Raw genomic sequence first — 1,072 nt, forward strand, 5'->3', positions numbered from 1 at the left:
ACCCGCTACTCCGTGCGCGACCGTCCGGCACTCCTTGAGCGGCTGCGGTCGATCGAGCGTATGGAACCTGTCATCGAACGACAGGAGTACGCCCTCGGCACGGTCTGCGCGGCCATTCCGATCACGGCCGGATTCACGGCAGCCGCGATGGCCATTTCGGTCCCCCTCGACCAGGAAGAACGGTTGCTCCCCGCAGTCGAACGACTACGTGGCGAAGTGGCCAGCCTCTTGCGTTCGTTCGTGTTCTCTATCAGTATCTGAAAAATCACTCCTTGTGATCTGCTATCGCGTGCACCACGATGGCGTCAATAGGGCCATGGGGGATCATTCCTGGCCAGATTCATCTACTGCGGGGTTGAACGATGCGCGAGTCGGTTCAAGCTGAGGTCATGATGAGCTTCCTCGTCTCCGAGGAGCTCTCTTTCCGTATCCCGGTGGAGCTCCGGTACGAAGTGTGCGATCCGTACGCGATCCGGATGACCTTCCATCTGCCCGGCGACGCCCCCGTCACCTGGGCTTTCGGCCGCGAGCTGCTGCTCGACGGCCTCAACAGCCCCAGTGGTGACGGCGATGTACACATCGGGCCGACCGAGCCCGAAGGGCTGTCCGATGTCCACATCAGGCTCCAGGTGGGGGCCGACCGAGCCCTCTTCAGGGCCGGTACGGCTCCTCTCGTGGCATTTCTCGACCGGACGGACAAACTCGTGCCGCTCGGGCAGGAGTGCACGCTGGGTGACTTCGAGGGCAATCTGGAAGAGGCACTGGGGCGGATTCTGGCCGAGGAACAGAACGCCGGCTGACGAAGCCTGTGCCCTTGGCCTGCCTGCCGGTCGAACAGCACACCTGCCGAACGGGTGAATCGCTCTCCGTGTTCGGGCACTCAGGACCTCGCCCGACGACGGCGTCCCCTGCCGCTCCGTACGGGAGGCGGAGGTCCTGCGTCCACGCCGGAACCGGCGCGGTCCGCGGAGACGACCAGCGCCGCGAGCGCGGTGGTCACCGGGACCGAGGCGACCAGCCCGATCGAGCCGATCAGTGTGCGCTCGATCTCCTCCGCCACCAGTTCGCTTTT

General features: G+C 64.7%; 3 protein-coding genes. 2 read left to right on the forward strand and 1 reads right to left on the reverse strand.

Annotated features, from left to right (window positions below):
- Positions 1 to 261 (forward strand): IclR family transcriptional regulator C-terminal domain-containing protein (locus ABZV94_RS41970; protein WP_356350429.1); only part of this gene is annotated, 261 nt, incomplete at its 5' end.
- Between the two features lie 101 nt (positions 262 to 362).
- On the forward strand, positions 363 to 800 hold the full coding sequence (locus tag ABZV94_RS41975) for an SsgA family sporulation/cell division regulator (protein WP_114245561.1): 438 nt from the start codon (positions 363 to 365) through the stop codon (positions 798 to 800).
- 80 nt (positions 801 to 880) lie between these two features.
- Here the strand turns inward: ABZV94_RS41975 and ABZV94_RS41980 are convergent.
- Positions 881 to 1,072 (reverse strand): YibE/F family protein (locus tag ABZV94_RS41980; RefSeq protein ID WP_356350433.1); only part of this gene is annotated, 192 nt, incomplete at its 5' end.

It is taken from the genome of Streptomyces sp. NPDC004658, assembly GCF_040609555.1.
GTDB lineage: Bacteria > Actinomycetota > Actinomycetes > Streptomycetales > Streptomycetaceae > Streptomyces.